This window comes from Marinobacter halotolerans, from assembly GCF_008795985.1.
In the GTDB taxonomy this organism is placed as follows: Bacteria; Pseudomonadota; Gammaproteobacteria; order Pseudomonadales; family Oleiphilaceae; genus Marinobacter; species Marinobacter halotolerans.
This window is the reverse complement of sequence record NZ_VMHP01000001.1, coordinates 236,357-258,552: the sequence shown is the minus strand read 5'-3', so window position 1 is coordinate 258,552 and position 22,196 is coordinate 236,357. Positions and strand designations below refer to the sequence as shown.

Here is a 22,196-nt window from a genome sequence, read left to right as displayed (position 1 = left end):
ACGTCCTGATAACCGTCCCGACAACAACAGGATTCAACCGTGGATAAACTTCTGATCAGAGGCCGCAAGCCATTGTCTGGCGAAATCCGGATCTCCGGCGCCAAGAACGCTGCGCTTCCCATCCTGGCGGCGACGCTGCTGGCGGATGAACCGGTCACCGTGGGCAATCTGCCACACCTGAACGACGTCACCACCATGATCGAGCTGCTGGGCCGCATGGGTGTAGAGCTGATGATTGATGAGAAAATGAGCGTGGAAGTCCATGCCAACACCATCAAGCATTTTCACGCACCCTATGAGCTGGTCAAAACCATGCGCGCCTCGATTCTGGTGCTGGGCCCGCTGGTTGCCCATTTCGGTGAAGCCGAAGTGTCCCTGCCAGGCGGCTGTGCCATAGGTACCCGTCCTGTGAACCTTCACATCCGTGGCCTGGAAGCCATGGGCGCGGAAATCACGGTTGAAAACGGCTACATCAAGGCCAAAACCAACGGCCGCCTGAAAGGCGCTCATATCTTCCTGGATACCGTGACCGTAACCGGTACCGAGAACCTGATGATGGCCGCCGCGCTGGCCGATGGCAAAACCATCCTAGAGAACGCCGCCCGGGAGCCGGAAGTGGTGGATCTCGCCGAGTGCCTGATCGCCATGGGCGCCGACATCAAGGGGCATGGTTCCGCGACCATTGAAATCAATGGCGTCAAACGGCTGCACGGCTGTCATTACGACGTTCTGCCTGACCGTGTCGAAACCGGCACTTATCTGGTGGCCGCTGCTGCCACCCGGGGCAAAGTGAAGTTGAAGGATACCCGGGAAGACCTGCTTGAGGCGGTTCTGCTCAAGCTGGAAGAAGCCGGCGCCAAGATTGATACGGGTCCGGACTGGATTTCTCTGGACATGAAGGGCAACCAGCCCAAGGCCGTTAGTATCCGTACGGCACCTTACCCGGCCTTCCCGACGGATATGCAGGCCCAGTTTGCGGCGATGAACGCCGTTGCACAGGGCTCTGGCACTATTGTGGAGACGGTCTTTGAAAACCGGTTCATGCACCTGCAGGAGCTGATCCGCATGGGCGCGGGCATAACCCTGGAGGGCAACGCCGCGATTATTACCGGTGTCGATCACCTGACCGGTGCACCGGTTATGGCCACCGACTTGCGGGCTTCCGCCAGTCTTGTCATTGCAGGGCTGGTAGCGGATGGTGAAACCGTTGTGGACCGCATCTACCACATTGACCGTGGTTACGAATGTATTGAGGAAAAGCTGCAGCTACTCGGCGCGAGCATCCGCCGCCTGCCAGCGTAAAGACATCGACCGGAACAGAGCATGACCGATTCCATCACCATCGCCCTGTCGAAGGGCCGGATTCTTGATGAAACCCTGCCGCTACTGAAAGAGGCAGGTATAGAACTGGTAGACGATGTAAAGAAATCGAGGAAACTTGTATTCCCCACCACGGACCCGAACGTCAGGATCCTGGTGCTGCGCGCGACCGACGTGCCCACCTATGTCCAGTATGGTGGTGCGGATATTGGCGTGACCGGCAAAGACGTGTTGATGGAGCACGGTGGGGAAGGGCTATACGAGCCGCTGGATTTAAACATCTCCCGCTGCCGTTTGATGACGGCGGGTATTAAAGGTGAGCAAACCCCGTCAGGGCGGATCCGTGTTGCTACCAAATTCGTAAATCTTGCCCGTCGTTACTATGCGGCCCAGGGACGTCAGGCGGATATCATCAAGCTCTACGGTGCGATGGAGCTGGCTCCGATTCTTAATCTCGCTGATGAAATTGTCGACATTGTTGATACGGGTAACACGCTGAAGGCTAATGGTCTGGAGGCACGAGAGCTGATTGAGCACATCAGTAGCCGGCTTGTAGTGAACCGCACTTCAATGAAGATGAAACATCAAGGCCTTAACCCCATCATTGAAAAAATGGCAGCTGCTGTCGAGAAGCGTCGGGCTTCGGAGTAGTCAGCAGTTGGGCGATGGCTTTCCAAAACACGCTCCTTGCGGCACATCCATGTGACGCTTGGGCTCCGCCATCCATGGCTCCGCACAGTTTTGGAAAGCCATCCCCCAACCGCTTCCCGTGCCCTGGGGCGCTTCCACCATAAGTGATTACATATTCCTCTGCAGGATTTGGAAATGACCGATATCAGCATTACTAGACTAAATGCATCCCAAAGTGACTTTGATAGTTCGCTTGCCAAGCTACTGGCCTGGGAAGACAGCGTGGACCAGTCAGTTAATGAGTCGGTCCGGCATATCCTGCATGAAGTGAAAACCCGGGGCGACGCTGCCGTTTTGGAGTTTACCGAGAAGTTTGATCGGTTGAAGGTCGACTCGGTCGCGGAGCTGGAAATGGGTCAGGATCGGCTTCAAAAAGCGTTGGCGGCTATTCCTGAAGACCAGCGTGTTGCCCTCGAAAAGGCGGCCGAGCGGGTTCGGGATTATCACGAGCGTCAGAATCAGAAGTCCTGGCAGTATGAAGACCAAGACGGCACGGTGCTGGGACAGAAGGTATCACCGTTGGATCGAGCCGGGCTTTATGTGCCGGGCGGCAAGGCAGCCTATCCGTCTTCCGTGCTGATGAACGCGATCCCGGCCAAAGTCGCTGGTGTTGGTGAGGTGATCATGGTTGTGCCCACACCAGACGGTGTGGTGAATGACATGGTGCTTGCTGCAGCGGCTATTGCCGGTGTGGACCGGGTCTTTTGTGTGGGCGGGGCCCAGGCAGTCGGAGCGCTGGCTTATGGCACGGAGACCATTCCGGCGGTCGACAAGATTGTCGGACCAGGAAATATTTTTGTGGCCACTGCCAAGCGCGAAGTCTTCGGCATCGTCGGTATCGATATGATTGCGGGGCCTTCCGAAATTCTGGTGATCTGCGACGGCAAAACCGATCCTGACTGGATTGCCATGGACCTGTTCTCCCAGGCCGAGCATGACGAGCAGGCCCAGTCGATTCTGATCAGCCCGGATGCGGCGTTTCTGGATGCGGTGGAGAAGAGCATTAATACGCTGCTGCCCACCATGGAGCGAGCGGATATCATTCGTACCTCCATGTCGGACCGGGCAGCGCTGATTCAGGTTGCCGATCTCAAGGAAGCGGCCGCCGTTTCCAACCGCATAGCGCCCGAGCACCTGGAGTTGTCGGTGGAGAATCCGGAGGCCATGCTGGACGATATCCGGCACGCTGGCGCCATTTTCATGGGGCGTTACACGGCCGAAGCGCTGGGGGATTATTGTGCGGGGCCAAATCACGTGCTGCCCACCAGTGGCACTGCGCGATTCTCGTCGCCGCTTGGGGTCTACGATTTCCAGAAGCGTTCCTCCATCATCGGGTTCAGTGCCGCCGGCGCCGACAGAATGGGGCGGGTTGCCTCGGTTCTGGCCAGGGGCGAGGGGCTGACCGCACACGCACGTTCAGCGGAATACCGCGTCAAAGACTGAAAGGGCGAGAAAAGCTATGAGTAAATTCTGGAGCCCCGTGGTCAGCGATCTGGTGCCATACGTGCCCGGTGAGCAGCCAAAGATGACCAATCTGGTCAAGCTCAATACCAACGAGAACCCGTTTGGGCCGTCACCGAAAGTGCTGGACGCGATACGCGAAGAGCTGACAGATAATCTGCGACTTTATCCGGATCCGGAAGGCGAGGCGCTCAAGGATGCGATCGCCCGTTTTTACAGTGTGAACACGGATCAGGTGTTTCTGGGCAATGGCTCCGACGAAGTGCTTGCACACATCTTTTATGGCCTGTTCCAGCATGGCCAGCCGTTGCTGTTCCCGGACATTACCTACAGTTTCTACCCGGTCTATTGCGGCCTCTATGGAATCGAGGGCCGCAAGATTCCGCTGACGGAGTCCTTCGAGATTAACCCCGACGATTACGCCCAGCCCAACGGCGGGGTGATTTTCCCGAATCCGAACGCGCCCACCGGGCGTTATCTCGAGCTGGATAAGGTCGAAGCGATCGTGGCCGCCAATGCCGAGCGGGTGGTGGTGGTTGACGAGGCCTATGTGGATTTTGGCGGGGAGTCGGCGATTACCCTTGTCGACAAATACCCGAATCTGCTGGTGAGCCAGACGCTTTCAAAGGCCCGCTCGCTAGCGGGACTCAGAGTGGGCTTCGCCGTGGGGCACCCGGATCTGATTGAAGCGCTGAATCGGGTCAAGAACAGTTTCAATTCCTATCCGCTTGATAAGCTGGCGTTGGCCGGCGCTGTCGCTGCGTTTGAAGACAACAGCTGGTTCAAGGCCACCTGTGAGGGCGTCATCGGCGAGAGGGACTGGGTCAGCAAACAGCTTGAAGACCTTGGCTTTGAGGTGCTTCCGTCCAAGGCAAACTTTGTATTTGCCCGCCACCCTGATCATTCCGGTGAGTCTCTGGCCAGTGGCTTGCGCAAACAGGGGGTGATTGTGCGCCATTTTAACAAGCCAAGAATCGAGAACTTTCTGCGTATCACCACCGGTACCGCGGACCAGAACAAGCGCCTGATCGAGGTGCTGGGAGAGTTGGTTTAGTCATGGCGACCAGAGCAGAGATACTCAACACGCTGACGCAATGGCTATCTCCGGATGAGTTCAAGGATTATTGCCCGAACGGGTTGCAGGTCGAGGGTGCCGAGCAGGTCAGCCGTATTGTCAGCGGCGTGACGGCTTCCCGGGCGCTGATTGACGCCGCGATTGAAGCCGGTGCCGATATGATTCTGGTACACCACGGCTATTTCTGGAAAGGGGAAGATCAGGCTATTCGTGGCATGAAACGGGCCAGAATCCAGCGCCTGCTCGAGCACGATATCAACCTGGTGGCCTACCACCTACCGCTGGATGACCACCCGCAGTACGGCAACAACCGTCAGCTTGCGAAGGTGTTGAATATCCTGGACCCCAGGCCGCTCGACGGGCTGGTATGGGAAGGTGAGCTGGATACGCCGCTGACACCGTCAGAATTTGAAGAGCGGATTGCCGGGGCCCTGAACCGTCCGCCGCTTTATGTCGGGTCTGGCCCTGAGAAAATATCCCGGGTGGGCTGGTGCACTGGCGCCGCCCAGGGCTTTATCGACAAGGCCCTGGAGGCCGGGCTGGATGCCTACATCAGTGGTGAGATTTCCGAGCCGACGACCCACACGGCGCGGGAGTGCGGTATCCACTATTATGCGGCAGGGCACCACGCAACCGAGCGTTATGGCGTACAGGCCCTGGGGCGGGCCCTGGAAGAGGTGTTTGGTGTGGAGCACCGGTTCATCGATTGCGATAACCCGGTATAACCGCTCCGGCCGTCAGGCCTTTTTCTGGTTTTCCGGCAGTCCGAAATCTTCAGCCAGCGTGCCTTTTTCTTCCGGATCGCTTTTGGGGGCGTAATCCCGGGGCGGCTCAACGCCGTCCTTGTCCGAGGCGCTGCCTTCGAGGCGGGCACTGGCGTTTTCCTGCTCAAGCTCGTGCAGCCACTCTTCATCATTGCACAGCCGGTTGGCGCCGCGGGCCATGTGCTGGTTAACGTCCCGATAGCTGTCGTTGAAACGGCGAAGCAGATGGGCAGATTCCATAAAGTGCTCGTTAACCTGCGCCTGATAGCGGGTGTACTCGTTCCTGATTTCCTCGATCTGCTGCTCCGCCCTGCGCTGGCGCAGTGTTGAGCCCTGGCCGGAACGGCCAATGAGGATACCGATAATGAGGCCGACAACGAGTGCGGCGATAGCCGCCAGAATCAGGTCATTCATAGTTAACTTCGTCCTTTCATTGAATCCGTCGCAACGTGGCGACAATTTGCAAAATCGGCCACAATACGCCGCCGAGATTAACGACCCCAACCCGGGATCTGCATCCATGAACGCCCAGAAGCGCAATTACATGACATCAGACATGACCCCAATGGAACGCTACCAGAAAGATCTGGAGCGTCCCGAGTTTCAGCGCGATTCCGCTCAGGAAGATGCCGTCCGTCGTTTGCAGTCACTGTACGACAAACTGGTCGCGGCGGAAAGAGAGCGGAACAAGCCATTGGTCAAACTCCGCCTGAAGATGAGCAAGGGCCGGCAAACCCCGATAAAGGGCCTCTACTTCTGGGGCGGCGTGGGCCGGGGCAAAACCTACCTGATGGACACCTTCTATGAGGCCCTGCCGTTTGACCGCAAAATGCGGGTGCACTTCCACCGCTTTATGCAGCGTGTTCACAAGGAGCTGAAAGCCCTGAAAGGGGAGAAAAACCCCCTGGAGATCGTGGCAAAGCAGTTTGCGGACGAGGCCCGGGTTATCTGTTTTGACGAGTTTTTCGTGTCCGATATCGGTGATGCGATGATTCTGGCCACGCTGATGGACGGCCTGTTCAGTCGCGGGGTGACCCTGGTTTGCACCTCCAACATTGTGCCGGACGGGCTTTACAAGGATGGCCTTCAGCGGGCCCGCTTCCTGCCGGCCATCGAGCTGGTGAAAAAACATACGGACGTGGTGAATGTGGATGGCGGGGTTGATTATCGGCTGCGCTCCCTTGAACAGGCCGAACTTTTTCATTTTCCGCTGGACGAAGAGTCCGACATCAGCCTTCAGAAAAGTTTCGACAGCCTCGCCCTCGAAGGCGGTAGTCACAGCCTGGAGCTGGATATCAACGGTCGCAAGCTGACGGCAATCAACCACGCTGATGATGTGGTCTGGTTTGACTTCAAAATGCTTTGCGACGGCCCCCGCAGCCAGAACGACTACATCGAGCTGGCCCGGGAATTTCACGCCGTCATCATCAGTAATGTGCCGGTGATGGGGAAAAATAACGACGATCAGGCGCGGCGGTTTATCAACCTGGTGGACGAGTTCTACGACCGCAACGTCAAGGTGATTCTGTCCGCGGAAGCGGCGATCACGGATCTTTATACAGGCGGTCGCCTGGCATTCGAGTTTGAACGCACAGAATCGCGGCTGCTGGAAATGCAGTCCAGGGAATACCTGGAAGCGCCGCACAAGGCATAACCTGAACAGAAGCAGAGGTAGAAAGATGAGCAGTGACAACGTAGTGATCGTAAGCGGCGCGCGTACCCCCATGGGTGGCTTTCAGGGCAGCCTGGCGGCGGTCTCCGCACCGGAGCTTGGTGCCATCAGCATTGCCGAGGCCATTCGCCGGGCCGGGCTTCAGCCTGCAGACGTGCAGGAAGTGATTATGGGCAACGTGCTGCCCGCCGGTCTGAAGCAGGGTCCAGCCCGCCAGGCCATGCGCCAGGCCGGGCTTCCGGACAGCACCGGTGCTACTACTATTAACAAGTTGTGCGGCTCGGGAATGAAGGCGGCCATGTTCGCCCACGATCTGATCAAGGCCGGCACGAACGACGTAATGGTGGCCGGCGGCATGGAAAGTATGTCCAACGCACCCTATCTTCTGCTCAACGCCCGCAAGGGCTATCGCATGGGCCCGGGTGATGCGCCACAGGATCATATGTTCCTCGATGGCCTGGAAGACGCCGAAACCGGCCGTTTGATGGGGTCTTTTGCCCAGGATATGGCGGATCAGAAAGGCTATAGCCGTGAAGATATGGACGCCTATGCCATCCAATCACTGAAACGGGCGAAATCCGCCATTGAGCAGGGCTTGCTGAAGGAAGAGATCATTCCGGTCACGGTCAAGTCCCGTAAGGGCGACGTGCTGGTAGAGCATGACGAGCAGCCGTTTAACGCCAATATTGAAAAAATCCCGAGCCTTCGCCCGGCGTTCAAAAAAGACGGTACCGTAACTGCGGCGAACGCATCCTCCATCTCCGACGGTGCCTCAGCCCTGGTACTGATGCGGGAATCCGAGGCAGAAAAGCGCGGCCTGAAGCCGTTGGCGCGGATTGTGGCCCACAGCACTCAGTCACAGCATCCCTCGGAATTCACCTGTGCCCCCGTCGGTGCTATCGAGACCCTGTTCGCCAAAACAGGATGGACCAAAGACGACGTGGATCTGTTCGAGATCAACGAAGCCTTCGCCATGGTGGCCATGATGCCCATCCGCGAGCTGGGTCTGGACCCAGAGAAGGTCAATGTCCACGGTGGCGCCTGTGCCCAGGGCCATCCTGTTGGCTCCACCGGCTCACGTTTGCTGGTGACGCTGATGCATTCGCTGAAACATTACGGAAAGAAAAGAGGCGTCGCGGCTCTTTGCATCGGGGGCGGTGAGGCCACGGCCATGGCCATCGAAATGCTGTAATTCCGCTTTTCCTAACCGTAGGTCGGATTACGCTTTGCTAATCCGACCTACCTCAACAAGGTCAGAATCTTGTGCCAACGCTACTGGTTGCATCCCGATTTGTTGACTATATTGACTTCGTGCGAGGGGAGCCTGCCGTTCAGAGGGGTGTAATAGCAAAATCATACTTTTGACTGATCAAAGCGCCCGATGGCGTTAGCTATAGTGCCATCATCACGAGCACTGTGCATGAAGCCTCCAAACATCGTGAACACCAATAATCAGAGCAGCGACTCAGAACAACAATGGAGTAGCCTTCCAATGACAAGAAAAACACACCAATGGCAGCAGTGGGTTAAATTGCCGCTGGCCGTCGCAGTTGCAGCTGGCATGTCCGGCCAGGCATCTGCTTTTTCATTCTATCTCGGGGATGTCGAAGGATCCCTGAACACCACATTGTCTGCCGGTGCGACCTGGCGGGTTACGGAAAGAGACAAGCGTTTGATCGCGGAGGGTAACCTTGGGCCAGAGTTTGCGCCCAATCCGACTTCGGCCGGCCCGAACCCTGCTTCTGATCCTGCTTTGCAGAATGTTGCAGCGTCTTCCAACAACTTTGACGACGGCAACCTGAACTTCGACAAGGGGGATACGGTCTCCAAAATTGTCAAGGGTCGTACTGATCTCTTCCTGAACTACGATGTCGACAGCGATACGCTGACTCGGGTAGGTGGTTTCCTTCGGGGCCGTTATTACTACGATTTTGAGCTCAAAGACGAGCATCGGGCGGTTGATCCGGTTGGCAACGTTGGCGAACTGAACCCCAGGGTCAAGGACAATGCGTCCGGAGCAGACATTCTGGACGCCTATGTTTTCTCGGACTGGTACTTCGGCAATGTGCCGGTCAGCATCCGTTATGGCAAACAGGTCGTCAGTTGGGGTGAAAGCACCTTTATTCAGAACGGCATTAATACCATCAACCCGGTTGACGTGCCAGCTATCCGCGCGCCAGGTGCAGAGCTGAAAGACGCACTTCTGCCGGTTGAAATGCTTTACGTATCGGCGGGCCTGTTTCAGGACGTGACGGTTGAAGCGTTCGTCCAGACTGACTGGGAACCAATCAAGCCGGATGACTGCGGTACCTTTTTCTCGACCAACGACTTCGCGGGCGATGGCTGTGGGCCAGTGATACTGGCCAGTTCCGAGCCGCAGGACTTTTACACAGATAACGGAGTTGGTCTTGCAACCCGCCTGGCCGACAGGGACGCGGATTCAAAGGACCAGTTTGGTGTGGCTTTGCGCTGGTATGTGCCGGCACTGAATGATTCCGAACTTGGCTTCTACTACATTAAGTACAACAGCCGTCTGCCTTTGGTTAGTGGTAAAGTTGGTGACTTTATTGGCGATGCGCCAAACTATTTCATCGAATATCCCGAGAATATCAACCTGTACGGCATCAGTATCAACACCACCACTCCGGGGGGATGGTCACTGGGCGCGGAATACAGCTTCCGTGATAACGTACCGCTGCAGTGGAGTTCGTTCGAACTGATTCTAGGTGGTCTGCAGTTGCGGGACTCTGAAGGTCCTCTGAGTTTGCTCCAGATCCAGCGTGAAGCAGAAGCCAATGGCGCTGACCTCAGCGGGGAACTCATTAACGGTTACGACCGTTTCAAGGTGTCCCAGGCTCAGATGACGCTCATCAAGTTCTTTGATCAGGTGATGGGTGCCAGCCGTCTGTCTTTCGTGTCAGAAATCGGCGCGACCTATGTGCACGATCTTCCGGGTTATGACGAGGCCCGTTACGGCCGTTCAGGAACCTTTGGTGTGGGCACGATTCCCCGCTCCTCAGGCGCTGATGCCTGTATCGTTGGTTCGGACATCCTGGGCGGTGCCGGCGCGAATACCAACACCAACTACTGTAACAACGAAGGCTATACAACGTCCTTCTCCTGGGGTTATCGTTCACGGCTCGTATGGGACTATCCGAACGCATTTGCTGGCGTGAACCTGAGCCCGCAACTGGCGTGGAGCCACGACGTGAGAGGATTTGCACCGCAACCGGCAGGGAACTTTATTGAAGATCGCAAGTCAATTGGCGTCTCGCTTGAGGCGGTGTACCAGAACAAGATTACAGGCAACATTGCGTATACAAACTTTATGGATGGCGAACCGTTCAACGAACTCACAGACCGTGACTTCGTGAGCGCAAGCGTGTCCTATTCGTTCTGATCAATTCGAATGTGCCTGAATTCGTTTAACGAGGTAATTTAAATGAAACTGAACAATAAACTACTGGTTTCCGGCATTCTGTCGGCAGCCATGTTGGCAGGCAACGCTCACGGCGCGGTATCCGCGAGCGAAGCGGCCAAGCTGGGTGATACGCTGACGCCAATGGGTGCGGAAAAGGCAGGCAATGGCGGCGCCATTCCGGCCTGGACCGGTGGCTTGACCACCCCTCCATCCGGCTATAAAGGTGACGGCATCTACGTGAACCCGTTCCCGAACGAGGAGCCAAAGTTCACGATTGATCAGAGCAACGTCGACCAGTACGCAGACAATCTGTCTCCCGGTCAGATTGCCATGATCGAGCGCTACCCTGGCTACAAGATGCCGGTCTATGAAACTCATCGTACTGCGGCCTATCCTGACGACGTCATGAAAGATACCGTGGCTAACGCGACCAGTGTCGAGCTGATCAAAGATGGCAACGGCCTGGGCAACTACCAGACCGCCACACCGTTCCCGATTCCCCAGAACGGCCTGGAGATCATCTGGAACCACATTACCCGTTACCGGGGTGGTTCGGTCATGCGGAACGTAGGCCAGGTCACGCCGACGGAAGATGGCGCGTTCAGTGTTGTGAAGTTCCAGGACGAATTGACCTGGCGCACCTATCTGACCGACTTCGAGCCGGGTCTTGATCCGAACGTACTGTTCTACTTCAAGCAGGCGATTACTGCGCCGGCGCGATTGGCGGGCAACGTACTGCTGGTTCACGAAACCATCGACCAGGTGGCAGAGCCACGTCGGGCCTGGGTATATAACGCTGGTCAACGCCGCGTTCGTCGTGCGCCTCAGGTCGCCTACGATGGACCGGGTACAGCAGCTGATGGCATGCGTACATCGGACAACTTCGATATGTTCAACGGCGCCCCTGATCGTTACAACTGGGAGCTGATCGGCAAGAAAGAGATGTACATTCCGTACAACTCCTACAAGCTGCTTGATCGTGATCTGTCCTATGACCAGATCATCAACGCAGGCCATATCGAGCAGAACTATACCCGTTACGAGCTTCACCGCGTATGGCATGTTCGCGCAACCCTGAAAGACGGGGAGCGTCACATCTATGCCCAGCGTGATTTCTTTGTCGATGAAGACACATGGCAGGCATCGGTTATCGATCATTACGATGGCCGTGGTGAGCTCTGGCGCGTAGCGGAAGCACACGCTCTGCAGTTCTACGATCAGGTTGTTCCCTGGTACGCGATCGAAACCCTGTATGACCTGCTGTCCGGTCGTTACCTGGTTCTCGGTCTTACCAACGAAGAGCCCAAGCCGTACACCTTCGGCATCGAACGGTCTTCGCGTGATTACACGCCGGCTGCGCTGCGTCGTTCAGGCGTTCGCTAAACGCCCACAGTCAAAGCACTACCGAATTGAGAAGGCGAGCCATTGGCTCGCCTTTTCTGTTTCAAAAGAAGACTCTTTTTTGCAGCCTGACCCAATCTTGGTTTAACCTCTCCCTACTAATACTAAAGGTGTACCCCTAGCAGGACACCGGTTACGACTGATCAGTCAGAGATCACTTCTTCCGGATGAGGCGCCGCCCGGCTCTGAGTGTCCGGAATTCAACGGGGCAAAGTGTGAAACCATTTGATGATGGCTGTGCCGCCAACGATGAGTTCCAGTCTGTTCTGGGTGGATCTTACCGGGGCGAGCTCGTTAAAGATCTGTTGCGCCAGCGTGTCCGGATGCCGGATCCGGTCAGCGATGAGCTGGCCCGACCCGAACTTGCGGGCAGAATTATTGACGCTATGGCCCCAGGTAAAGTGCTGTTTCTTGAGTCACCACCGGGGTTTGGCAAATCCCACTCGCTTTCTAGCGCTCTCCATCAGTCGGATGGGCTGGCGGACCGGGTCCGATGGTTGACGCTTACCGGTCAGGAAAACGATGCCGGGCGGCTCCTTGCCCTTCTGGAGATTGCACTGAAACCAGCGTCAGCAGCCCGCATTCAGGGGCAGCAGAACGCATCCAGTTATTCGGATGCCCTCTCGATGGTGCTGTCCGGGGCAGGAGCCGCCAAAGAGGATGAATCCCGGATCCTGGTCATTGATAACGTCGGAATGGTGGCGCATCCAGCCTCCATTGCGCTATTACAGCAACTGGTGCTGGAAACGCCGTCGAACCTGTCCCTGGTGCTGTTGTCCCGCAAACCTCTTCCTTTCGAGACACACTCCCTGGAGCTGGCGGGTCGGTTCCGGCGTCTGGGACCGGAAGATCTCGAACTGAGCCGTGCCGAAACCTTTGAATTTTTCAGCGATAGCCTCGCCGAGCGCAAGATCACCACCATCACTGCGGAACATCTGTACGCCCTTACCGAGGGCTGGATAACACCTCTGGGGTTGTATGAGCGTGAACTCAGGGAAATGTCCGATGCACGGCTTCCCATCCAGGATTCTGCCAGCGTTGAGCGTTTCCTTCGGGATGCGTTGTTAATCCCGCTCACACCCGGACAGCAACGTTCGCTGAGGATTATGGCCGAGCTGGATGTGGTGTCAGACGAACTGTTTCTGGCGCTGGCCGATTCTGCCTGTGATCATGCCTTCCGACCGTCTGCAGCAGCGGAATCGGGCATTCCCCTGCGAGCTATCCCGGGACGGGGCCGCTGGTATCGTTTCAATCCGATGGTCCATGAATGGTTGCAGACACCAGCCATGGACGGCATGGAAGAGCGGGCCGTGCGGGCCAGCCGTTGGTTTAGCCACCGGGGTCGATTTACCGAGGCTCTGCGTTATGCATTGATTGGAGGTGCCCACGACGAGGCGGTGCGGATTGCCTCGGAGGCATCAGAAGCCTTGTTGATCGGCCAGGATACGGCTTCGCTGCTGAGCCTGCGCCAGAGCATGCCCAGCGAGCTGTTCGAGCAGAGTTCCCGCCTGAAAATTGTCTACGGCTGGGTGCATGCCATTGGCGGGCAGTTTGCCCAGGCGCGAGGCCTGATTGACGAGCTGGAGAAAACGTCTGACGGCATGAATCAGGGCCGGATCGATGCGTTGCGTGCCTTTATTCTTCGTGGTGAAGGGGCGGTTCCTGAAGCGCTTGTAGCCGCGCAAAAAGCGCTGGACTCAAAGGACCTGTCAGGTCAGGGACGACTGGTTACCGAACTGGTGCGGTCCAGCGCTCTTTGCGCCCAGGGCAATTTCAGCGAGGCCAGAGAGGCCAATCGCAATGCTATGCGCATTGCCCGGGAAACCAATGACGGCGGGTCTGAAGCACTGGCTGTTTACGCCCATGCCCGAATTGAATTGGGCAAAGGTGCCCTGAAACATGCCGAGCAGCTGTTGAGAACCGGCCTGGATATGGCGATGAACGGTGCCGCCAGGGTTGCCCGGGTCGGTGAGGTCCGGTTGCAACTACATCTGGTTATGGTGCTCTGGCACCAGGGAAGGGAAGCGGAGGCTGACCGTCTGCTGGTCACCTGTTTGCGCCATGCAGAACAGACCCGGGATCTGGGCTTGTTGCTGGCCATGGCGCTTCGGGTATTGATCTGCCGCACGCACGGGCGGATAGACGAGGCTTTCATCTGGATCGGACGCGCAGAGCGCACGATGCAGGCCTGGAGGGTGGATGTGTCGGCCTATGTGCCGGTGCTGGAAGCGCTTAAAGGCAGCATCTGGCTGGCTTCAGGGCAATTTGAGGCCGCTTCCCAGGCGCTTGAGCGACTGGGTCCATGGCGGTCTGCCAACTGCGTTCCGGATATGTTTCCAATGATGCCAGGGCTCCTGGATTGCTTGCAGGCGCGGCTTGAACTGGCCAGAGATGATGAGGTATGTGCCGCGGCAACGCTCCAAAGCATTCGTGATAAACACCAGGAAATGGTGCCCTTCGGGCTGGAGCTTCACGCCCGGCTTCTGGAAAGCGTCATCAGCTGGCGCCAGAAAGGGCCTGCTGCTGGCCAGAAAGACCTGATTGCAGCCATTGGTCTCGCTGCGAAAGAGCACTATATAAGCCCGTTTTTCGAGCTCCAGCGCGAGCTCCAGCCGATGGTGGAAAAAGTCTGGCCCCAGCTGCCCAGTACGCCATTTGTGGCGGAAATCGGTCGTCATTACGGCATTTATGCCGAGGCGGCTGACGTTGCTACGCTGGCAGAGCCGATCAGCGAGCGGGAACAGGGGGTTCTGGAGCTGATTGCCAAAGGGCTTTCCAATCAGGATATTGCCGACAAATTGCACATATCGCTGCACACGGTGAAAACCCACGCCCGCAGAATCAACGCCAAGCTCGAAGTGAAATCCAGAACCCAGGCGATCGTTCGCGCAAGGGAGCTCGGGTTGCTCTGAATCAGCCCTTCAGCTCCTCGATTTTCTCGTCTTTCTCCTGCCAGAGCTGGCTGACCCAGTTCTGGAAGTCTGACCGGATGGCGGGGTTGTTCTCGTAATCCATGCCCCGAAAACGCATTGGAATGTCGCGGGTCTGGATGTCGACGATGATCCGGTTGATGCGACCGCACAGATAGTCCCAGATGCCACTTCTGCCGTCCGGATAGACGATGGTCACATCCAGCATGGTTGCCAGCGAGTCTCCCATGGCGCTCAGCACGAAAGCGGTACCGCCAGCTTTGGGCCTCAGCAGGTGCCGATAGGGGGAATCCTGTGCTGCCTGTTTGGCCGGATTGAAGCGGGTGCCCTCCATGAAATTGAACACAGTGACCGGAGTAAAGCGGAACTTCTCGCACGCGGCCTTTGTGGCTTCAATATCTTTATTGCGCAGTGCCGGATTGCGCGCAATCTGTTCCCGGGTGTGGCGTTGCATGAACGGGAAATCGAGCGCCCACCAGGCAATACCCAGAAACGGCACCCAGATCAGCTGTTGCTTGAGAAAAAATTTGAGCAGCGGTATGCGGCTGTTTAGGACGTGCTGAATCACCGGAATATCTGTCCAGCTCTGGTGGTTGCAGGTGACGAAGTACCACTGGTCACGGCTCAGGTTGGAGGTTCCGCGGACGTCCCACTCGATCTGGAACAGCAGGTCACTGAGCAGGTTATTGAAGCCGATCCAGAGCCAGGCAATACGGATGAGTACAATAGTACAGGCCTTTCTGACCGGCGGAATTGGCACAACAAGCTTCACGATGGCAAAAAACAGAAGGATGGGGAACAGCCATAAGGTGTTCCCCAGAACCAGAATGAGGGCCAGAATTGCCTTTAACGGCCCCGGTAGAATGGTCTTGATCAAATCAGCCCTCGTTATCGGGTGCGCCTTGGTTGGTCTGGCCCGGTAATAGGGCAATGGGTTTGGAGCTGGCCGCAAGCTGGGCCAGTTCCGTGGTGTCTGTTTCCCGGACCATCCGGCTAAAATCCTGATCGTAAGAGGCCAGGTCATTAAAGCTGATCATGTCACGGATTTCTTCGATGTACTCCTCACCGCGCTCGGAATAACTGATCAGACCTGCCGCCAGGGTAGACCCGCTGGGCAGGCGGCCGTTCTCCCGTGCCTTCTTCCGCAGATCCCGAACAAGCTGATAACTGGGGTGACGATTCAGGTTTTGGATGTAGCTTCTGATTGAACGATAGGGGGAGGCAAAATCCGCCACTTCATGGGATTTGCCTTCCTCGCGTCCTTTGGGGACGATGCCGCAACCCTTGGAAAAGCACCACTGACCGAAGAGGTTGTTGCCCTGTAGAGCGAAGCGGGACGTGCCCCAAGCCGACTCGTTAGCAGCCTGCGCCATGATCAGAGAGGGCGGAATGATATCCAGCCGGCTACTCAGGCGCCGGAACATTTCATCGCTGCCCGGTTCTTCGTCCACTCTCAGGCGTTCAGCCTGCTGCGCAAGCCAGTCTGTTTCGGAGTTGGACAGGGTTTCCTTGCGGCTCAGTGTTTCCAGATACTGTCGCTCGATGAGAATTCTGGAGTTGGCCAGAACAATCCGCGGATAGAGAAAGGAAAAGAAGGCGTCTTTTTTCTGGTTTACGTCCTCGTAGCTGGCAAAGTCCGGCAGGTCGGCCCCGGCCCATCGTGGCATGGACGGCAGGGCGCTCAATGAAATGTCCTGGTGGGCACCGAGCCCGTTGTCACTCGGACCAGGTACGTGCAATGCGCCCCAGATCGCGAACACAACAAGTGGTACTACAAGCGCAAGAGCCTTGATACCGGCAGACATAAACCCTCTCATTCCTCTGAACTGGATCGGAATTATAGCAGGGTGTACGTCGATTTTGGCGGTAGCGGATTACTCGGGTATGCGGGTTGCCACGACCAGGCCAAGCAACTGATCGTCAGGTGTGGTCTGGCGCACCTGCAGATAGAACTGGTTCTGATCCTCGGTGTAGAAACCTTCCAGTGTAAGATCTGTGGTGGTAAAACTGGCCGACCCGGACCCGCTGCCAGTATAGGCAAGCGAAATTGGGCTGGAAGCGTCGACGGCATCAGGCGTGGAAACGGTTTTGGCGTCAACATCATGCACGACGTCGAAGCGCTTCATTGAAAGTTCCGCGCTGGCTGAGGACTGGATTGTCACCAGGGCATTGTTGAAATGGGCCAGCCGGTTGCTGCCTGTTGCCATGGCCATACCAATGCCCTGGAGACGGAAGCGTCCCGTACTGGGGCGTGAAGTGCCGGCTTCTTCTGCGGCAATCAGAAGACCTTTTCCGATTCCGGTAGTGTCAATATTGAACGCCATGAGTGTGCCGTCAGGCGTGGTGGCACCCTTGCCAACCTGGGGCTCTTCTTCCGGGGCGGATTTCTCGTCCCGGTCCAGGCTCAGCCTGCCCAGGCTCTTCAGGATCTGGCCCTCGCCGGCGCTGAATACCCGGGAAGGGCGCTCGCTGATCAGCCAGCTGTCGTTTCTGGCATCCGGAACGAAAGGGTCCACCACTCCGTCATTGTCTCGTGCCAGGGAAAGGGTGGTGAGAACTTGGGTGACGGAATCGCCGGATATTTCCCAGCTCCCGATGCCGGACTCAATGGCCATCACTTCCGTTGCTTCGCAGTTACCCGGGTAGCATTCTTTTATTTCAGTGGCCAGGTAGACGACGTTGTAGTCCCTGGAGTTGAGTGTGCCGATCTCGAAGTCCTCTGACTGCAAGAGGTTCAGCTCCAGTACCGACATGTAGTGATCTTCCAGCAGCTGATCACGCTTCAGGTCGCCGCTTTCAGGCACCAGCTCAATGGCTTTGCCGGCAGTGAAATAACCGGAGACGACCCGGTCCGGCTTCTCGGAACCCTCAGCGGGTTCGCTGACGTAGGCGTTGAGATAGTAAGGGTTGCGGGTCCAACCGATTGTCTCGGAGCTGCCCTGCCCGGTGATGCTCTGATAGAGCGCGCGGCCGGCCAGCAGACGGGTATTGTCTTCAATGGTAGCCGCACCCGGGGATGAGGAATGGGTGTTGATTTTCCAGGCGTTTCGCTCGAAAAAGTCATCGGTTGCCGTATGGATCAGGGTCTTCCGATTGTAGGGAATATCGCTGGCCAGGGAGGTCACCGAGATGCCGAAGACATCGAAACTGGTGAGCGTCAGGCCGGGGTAAAAATACCCGGTGCCGTTCAGGTCACTGACGGTTTTCTCGGTGGCGGAGCGAACACCCCATTGCCCGGAGCCGGCCAGGGTGGATTCACGAAAAGTCTGGCCCAGCTCCGCGATCCAGAGCGCTGTATTGTAATCCGCGGAACTGGCGCTGATTTTTCCGGAAGACGACCGGCCAAGCAGGGCGTATTCGGCCATGGAAGAAACGTAGCTGGCGAAATCGCCCCGCTCGCCCAAAAAGGATACAGCCTGCGGGACGTTGAGGGTGCCGGGGATATCAATTTCAAAATCGTGAACCTGGTCAGCCAGGGTTCCCCAGACGTATTTGTTCAGGCAGAGCGACCCTTCGGAATCGTTCACACAGTCCAGAATCCGGTTCAGCTCGCTTGAAGAGTAGGAGCTCAGCACCTCCGAGGCCAGGTATTCCGAAAACGGGTTGATCTTCACATCCCTGTCGGCATCTGCAGCCAGCGAACGAAGGGTCTCGCCGCCGTAGGTCGCCTCGATAATCACGGTCGGTGCCAGGGGCAGCCCGTTTTCGAAGGTAATGATTCTGCGATTGTTTTGTGCAGACTGGATCCTGACGTTCGGATAGTCGAGAGGGTTCAGGCTCTGGTCGGTTTCATAAACCTCCAGGCTTTCCGGTTCCACAATCCGGAGGTTGCGGCGGGTTTCCTCGCCGTCTTCACCGGCGACGGAGGCCGGCACTTCCAGGGTTACCCGTATCTGATTCGATTCCAGGTTGGCGGAGTTGCTGCTGTCACCGGTGCTGCTGGGCGTGAAATCGTCAAGGGAGTTCTGAGCGGGCGGGAAACTGTTTGAGCGGCCTGCTGCGTCTTCCAGTGCGTCGCTGCCCAGACTGCAGGCAGACAGCAACAGGCTGGACGAAACCAAAAGTGCGAAGGGTTTCAGGTGATTGTTTTTGCTAAAGGTTTTAGGAAACATGCCCGCTCTTTCATCCTTGTGAAACGTCGCCCGATTGTATCAACCGGGCGCGTCACAAAGAGTGAGGCAGGGCACGATTTGGGATCAGAAGAAGAGTTTCATGCCTGCCAGCGGACCTTCGTCCAGGTCGAGATCGCCGCGGAATTCAAAGTCTGTGTTGAGATACCGGTATCCCACAAACAGCTCTGCATTGCGGATGACCCGGTAATTGGCGCGCAGCTCCAGGCTGGTCATATCATCGGAATCGCCGAAAGACAGGATGCTGGGGGCATAGTGCAAGGCGCCAGTGAACGACAGCCCGGGTGCCTCAGGGATGTTGAGTGTGGCAAACCCACCAAGCCCGACCGCGCCGCCATCCAGACGATCATCTTCCCAGGCAATCGCCCGAAGCCCCAGGCCGGCGGTAGTCGGCAGGTTGCCGACCGCAGTGCGGCCCTGGGCGTGAAAATCGATATTGCCGATATGGCGGCTGCCTTCATGGTAGGTGTAACCGGCGCCCAGCTGCATGTCGGAATTGGTCTGGAAAAAGTTGATCTGGCCCTTGGCAGACTCATTGGTCAGGCTGATGTCTGCATCAGCAGCGAACACAGATGAACTGGTCAGCGCCAGCAGAATCAAAGGAATACGAGACGCTTTCATGCTTCTACCTTTCATTGGGAATTGGCAAATGTCATCGACACTTTAAAGCCACCATAACAATCGCTCAACTTAAAACGGGTTAAGGCGGCTGTGGGTGTTCGGTGTGTTCAGTGGCTTGTGGTCTCGCCGCCCTGGTCCAGGTCTTCCGGCGAGGCATTCTCGGCCGGCACCCGGTATTCTTCATTGGCCCAGGCACCCAGATCGATCATCTTGCAGCGCTCGGAACAGAAGGGGCGGAATGGATTCTTGTCGTTCCATTCAACGGTTTTCTTGCAGGTGGGGCAGTCTACTTTCATAAAGCCTTTATCTGGGTTGGCGTTCTGTATATCAGGACGGGATCGTTGATTTACAGTATTGTTCCAGAACTGCTCTGAGCATTTCAATGTTTACCGGTTTCGCAACGAAGGAGTCCATGCCGGCCTTGCGGCAGAGTTCCTCGTCTTTTTCCATGGCACTGGCGGTTAGCGCAACCACTGGCACCGGGCGCCGGCCCTGGTCTTTTTCCCACTGGCGCAACTGTCGCGTGGCTTCGAAACCGTCGACCCGGGGCATCACGCAGTCCATGAAAATCAGATCGAACGGATGCCACTGCCAGAGGCTGGAGGCCGCCTCTCCGTCGTTTGCGGTCATCACATCGCAACCCAGTTTTTCCAGCAGCCGCTGGGTCAGGGTCCGGTTAACAGGGTTATCTTCCACCAGCAGAACCTTCATGCGCCCGCAGGACAGTTCCTGGCGTCGGCTGCCGTCACTGATGGTCTGCAGGGAAAAGCGTGTAAGAAAGCGCCGTTCCTTTTTTGCCGCATCGGCAAACAGCTGATGAAGGATGGGGGTCAGGCAGGATTCCCGCAGCGATTTGCTCAAAAAGGCGTCGGCGCCGGCCTGCCGGAAATGCTCCGCGTCGCCCCGCTGGGGGTTTGACGACAGAATCAGCAGACGGGTGTGTTCCCACTGGGGGTTGCCGCGAATCTGACGGCATAGAAGATCGCTGTCCATATCGGGCACAAAACCATCCAGAACAATGGCATCGAACGCGGCGCCGGCGTCGGCGGCCTGCCTCAGGGATGTCAGCGCTTCCCCTGCGGATTTGACGGCTTCAATACCCAGGTCGTGCCGCGATAGCATTTCCAGGGTGATTTTCCGGGACAGCTCATAAGAGTCCACCACCAGAATACGTTTGCCGCGAATCATGCTGGTATCCGGCCGGGGCCGGGTGCCACTTTCCGGCGCCACGGTAAGTGACAGTTCCACCCAGAAGGTGGAGCCCTCGCCAGGGCGGCTTTCCAGATCCATCGTGCCGTCCATCAGGCGCACCAGCTGGCGTGAAATCGTCAGGCCCAACCCTGCGCCCGGTAACTGCCGCTGAAAGCGTTGGCCAAGCTGCACATAGGGCTCGTAGACCAGTTCGACGTCTTCCGGGCTGATACCGACTCCCGTATCTTCAACGGACATTCTCAGGCGGACCTTGTCCTCGCGGCGCCCCAGCACTTCAATGCTGATCAGCACATGGCCGGAATCCGTGAACTTGATGGCATTGGAGGTGAGGTTCAGAAGCACCTGACGCAGACGCACCGGGTCACCTTCCATGGCCCATGGCAGGTCCTCGTCGATTCGCAGTTCCAGCGCCAGGCCTTTTTCACGGGCGCGGGCGCCCAGCATGTGCACCAGATCATTTAGAGTATCCCGCAGATCGAAGGGGATATGCTCCAAAACCAGCTTGCCGGCTTCCATGCTGGAGATATCCAGCAGATCATTGATGATCGATGACAGGCCTTCGGATGCATTCAGCAGTGTGTGTACATACTCTTTCTGATCGGAATCCAGGGGTGTGTCCGACAGCAGGTTGGCGTAGCCCAGCACTGACTGCAAAGGGATGCGTAATTCGTGGCTGACGTTGGCCAGGAACTGGTTCTTGGCATGATTGGCGCGAACGGCTTCATCCCGTTCATCCTGTGACTGGGCCGAGGTCTGGCGCAGCGACCGGGTGTCTTCAAGAAGCTGCAGGCGCATGGTGTTCAGGGCCTGCTCAAGCTCGCTCAGCTCATCGCTGCGCTTCGGCGGCTTGCGCTTTAGCTGGAGCGGCTCAATCAGCGCATCCAGATTCAGGCGGGCGGCATAGTCGGCGATGGTCTCAAGGTGCCTGGATAGCGTGAATCTTACGATCAGCAGCAAGCCCAGGGTGCCCAGCATTACAAAAAGCGACTGGAACAGCAGGGTCAGCAGCGCCCGGTCCAGGATATCCGCATAGACGGTCTCAATGGATGAGGTCAGGGTCAGCGTCCCCATGGGTTGCTGGTTCTGCGCGGATGAGCGGTTGAAGATCAGGGGGAAGGTCTGGCTGATCACCCGGCCTTCGGGGTAGGTGCCGGTGCTGAATTCCTCGCCATTGGCGGTGATGATGCGGGCATGCTGGATGGCGGGAATAGCCCGCATATCGTCCAGACTGTTGGCCACTTCGGAATAATTCATCAGCCAGAGGTTGTTGCTCATGCTGCCAGCGACCAACTCCGCCGCTTTTTCCTGGGTGCTTTGCAGTTCGGCGGTTCGCCGGTCAACCTCCCCAATCATCTGAACCCCGGTCGCCGCCAGCGACAGCAGCACGCTGAACAGCAGCACGTACACCAGTAGCCTGGCTGCCAGTGGCCGAACGCCTATTCGTCTGTTAAACCGCATCGGAGGCAAGGCACGTTTCCCTGTGTCGTCGATATACTAGT

At 57.2% G+C, this 22,196-nt stretch carries 17 protein-coding genes; 10 read left to right on the top strand and 7 right to left on the bottom strand.

Annotated features, from left to right (window positions below):
• Window positions 1–39: 39 nt before the first annotated feature.
• From murA to FPL19_RS01080, 5 genes are all read left to right on the top strand, one after another.
• Window positions 40–1,302 carry a UDP-N-acetylglucosamine 1-carboxyvinyltransferase gene (murA, locus tag FPL19_RS01100; RefSeq protein WP_150909788.1) on the top strand — a complete coding sequence of 421 codons (1,263 nt, stop codon included), beginning with the start codon at window positions 40–42 and terminating at the stop codon, window positions 1,300–1,302.
• 21 nt (window positions 1,303–1,323) lie between these two features.
• Entirely contained in the window at window positions 1,324–1,971 is a 648-nt protein-coding gene (hisG, locus tag FPL19_RS01095; protein ID WP_150909786.1) for an ATP phosphoribosyltransferase, read from the top strand.
• Between the two features lie 174 nt (window positions 1,972–2,145).
• Window positions 2,146–3,453, top strand: a complete 1,308-nt coding sequence (hisD, locus tag FPL19_RS01090; protein WP_150909784.1) for a histidinol dehydrogenase — start codon at window positions 2,146–2,148, stop codon at window positions 3,451–3,453.
• 16 nt (window positions 3,454–3,469) lie between these two features.
• Window positions 3,470–4,525, top strand: coding sequence for a histidinol-phosphate transaminase (hisC, locus tag FPL19_RS01085; protein ID WP_150909782.1), 1,056 nt, complete (start codon window positions 3,470–3,472; stop codon window positions 4,523–4,525).
• A gap of 2 nt (window positions 4,526–4,527) precedes the next feature.
• Window positions 4,528–5,271, top strand: coding sequence for a Nif3-like dinuclear metal center hexameric protein (locus FPL19_RS01080; protein ID WP_150909780.1), 744 nt, complete (start codon window positions 4,528–4,530; stop codon window positions 5,269–5,271).
• A 12-nt stretch (window positions 5,272–5,283) separates the two neighbouring features.
• On the opposite strand, the gene FPL19_RS01075 is transcribed toward FPL19_RS01080, so the two are convergent.
• Window positions 5,284–5,724 (bottom strand): YhcB family protein, encoded by a 441-nt coding sequence (locus FPL19_RS01075; protein WP_150909778.1) that lies wholly within the window; start codon window positions 5,722–5,724, stop codon window positions 5,284–5,286.
• 142 nt (window positions 5,725–5,866) lie between these two features.
• Here FPL19_RS01075 and zapE point away from each other — a divergent pair, with 142 nt between their 5' ends.
• From zapE to FPL19_RS01050, 5 genes are all read left to right on the top strand, one after another.
• The gene (gene zapE, locus FPL19_RS01070) at window positions 5,867–6,964 is read left to right on the top strand and encodes a cell division protein ZapE (protein WP_150912349.1); all 1,098 of its coding nucleotides are present in this window, start codon (window positions 5,867–5,869) and stop codon (window positions 6,962–6,964) included.
• A 25-nt stretch (window positions 6,965–6,989) separates the two neighbouring features.
• A complete protein-coding gene (locus FPL19_RS01065; protein WP_150909776.1) occupies window positions 6,990–8,174 on the top strand; it encodes a thiolase family protein in 1,185 nt (394 codons plus the stop codon).
• Between the two features lie 300 nt (window positions 8,175–8,474).
• Window positions 8,475–10,382: a DUF1302 domain-containing protein gene (locus FPL19_RS01060; protein WP_150909774.1), complete on the top strand. Its 1,908-nt coding sequence runs from the start codon at window positions 8,475–8,477 to the stop codon at window positions 10,380–10,382.
• A 42-nt stretch (window positions 10,383–10,424) separates the two neighbouring features.
• Complete coding sequence (locus FPL19_RS01055) at window positions 10,425–11,786, top strand: DUF1329 domain-containing protein (protein WP_150909772.1); 1,362 nt, start codon at window positions 10,425–10,427, stop codon at window positions 11,784–11,786.
• Window positions 11,787–12,019: 233 nt separating this feature from the next.
• Window positions 12,020–14,716, top strand: coding sequence for a LuxR C-terminal-related transcriptional regulator (locus tag FPL19_RS01050; protein ID WP_191965193.1), 2,697 nt, complete (start codon window positions 12,020–12,022; stop codon window positions 14,714–14,716).
• Between the two features lies 1 nt (window position 14,717).
• On the opposite strand, the gene FPL19_RS01045 is transcribed toward FPL19_RS01050, so the two are convergent.
• The 6 genes from FPL19_RS01045 to FPL19_RS01020 all read right to left on the bottom strand — a co-directional run bounded on the left by FPL19_RS01045 (window position 14,718) and on the right by FPL19_RS01020 (window position 22,155).
• Complete coding sequence (locus FPL19_RS01045; protein ID WP_150912348.1) at window positions 14,718–15,608, bottom strand: acyltransferase; 891 nt, start codon at window positions 15,606–15,608, stop codon at window positions 14,718–14,720.
• A gap of 4 nt (window positions 15,609–15,612) precedes the next feature.
• Window positions 15,613–16,539, bottom strand: a complete 927-nt coding sequence (locus FPL19_RS01040) for a glucosaminidase domain-containing protein (RefSeq protein ID WP_150909768.1) — start codon at window positions 16,537–16,539, stop codon at window positions 15,613–15,615.
• 69 nt (window positions 16,540–16,608) lie between these two features.
• Window positions 16,609–18,846 (bottom strand): hypothetical protein, encoded by a 2,238-nt coding sequence (locus FPL19_RS01035; protein ID WP_225314245.1) that lies wholly within the window; start codon window positions 18,844–18,846, stop codon window positions 16,609–16,611.
• Window positions 18,847–18,930: 84 nt separating this feature from the next.
• Window positions 18,931–19,485, bottom strand: coding sequence for a YfaZ family outer membrane protein (locus FPL19_RS01030; RefSeq protein WP_150909766.1), 555 nt, complete (start codon window positions 19,483–19,485; stop codon window positions 18,931–18,933).
• 107 nt (window positions 19,486–19,592) lie between these two features.
• A complete protein-coding gene (yacG, locus tag FPL19_RS01025; RefSeq protein WP_150909764.1) occupies window positions 19,593–19,781 on the bottom strand; it encodes a DNA gyrase inhibitor YacG in 189 nt (62 codons plus the stop codon).
• Between the two features lie 31 nt (window positions 19,782–19,812).
• On the bottom strand, window positions 19,813–22,155 hold the full coding sequence (locus tag FPL19_RS01020) for a hybrid sensor histidine kinase/response regulator (protein WP_225314244.1): 2,343 nt from the start codon (window positions 22,153–22,155) through the stop codon (window positions 19,813–19,815).
• Window positions 22,156–22,196 lie beyond the last annotated feature (41 nt).